This window comes from Acidisphaera rubrifaciens HS-AP3 (assembly GCF_000964365.1).
Classification (GTDB): Bacteria; Pseudomonadota; Alphaproteobacteria; order Acetobacterales; family Acetobacteraceae; genus Acidisphaera; species Acidisphaera rubrifaciens.
Genome location: NZ_BANB01000533.1, coordinates 1 through 731, shown reverse-complemented (window position 1 = coordinate 731; position 731 = coordinate 1). Strand labels below are relative to the sequence as shown.

1 protein-coding gene is annotated in these 731 nt (G+C 75.2%); it reads right to left on the bottom strand.

Features of this window, described 5'->3' with window-relative positions; genetic code table 11:
* Nucleotides 1-68: 68 nt before the first annotated feature.
* Nucleotides 69-731, bottom strand: a 663-nt coding sequence (locus B8460_RS14200; protein ID WP_048862268.1) for an HpcH/HpaI aldolase/citrate lyase family protein, incomplete at its 5' end; no start/stop codon positions are given.

The window sequence follows — 731 nt, the reverse complement described above, 5'->3', positions numbered from 1 at the left end:
GGCCGGTGATCGCGATGCGCGCCGGCCGCGCGCCCGGCGCGCCGCGGTCGATCCAGAGCGGGTCCGTGTCAGCCATCCCCGCCCCCGCGCGCCACGAACGCATCGTGCCGGCGCAGCACGTGCCGCGCCTGTTTCAGATGCGGCATGTCGAGCATCATCCCGTCGAGCGCGACCGCGCCCGCGCCGGGTGCCGCGGCAAAGGCGTCGATCACCCGGCGCGCATGCGCGACCGCCGCCTCGCCCGGCATGTAAGCGGCGTTGATGATGTCCACCTGATCGGGGTGGATCGCGACGCTGCCGGTGAAGCCTTCGGCCGCCGACGCCTCGCACGCGCGGCGCAGCCCGTCGGCGTCGCGGAAATCGACGTACACCGTCTCGATCGCCTCCACCTCCGCCGCCTTGGCCGCGAGCAGACACAGCGAACGCACCATGCGGTAGGTATGCGTCCAGCCGCCGGTCGCGTCGCGATTGCCCGCCGCGCCCACGGCCGCGCTCAGATCCTCCGCGCCCCAGGTCAGGCCCCACAGCCGCGACAGCGCCGCGTCCGCGTAGTCGCCGAGGCGGAACGGCGCGCGCGGCGTCTCCGTCGCGACGCACAGGACGGGCGTCGGCGTCGCGATGCCGTCGCGGCGCTCCAGCGCGTCGAGATAGTGGCCGAGCCGGCGCACGTCGTCCGGCCCGTCCGCCTTCGGCAGCACGATGCCGTCCGGTGCCGCGCGCAGCACGGCCGC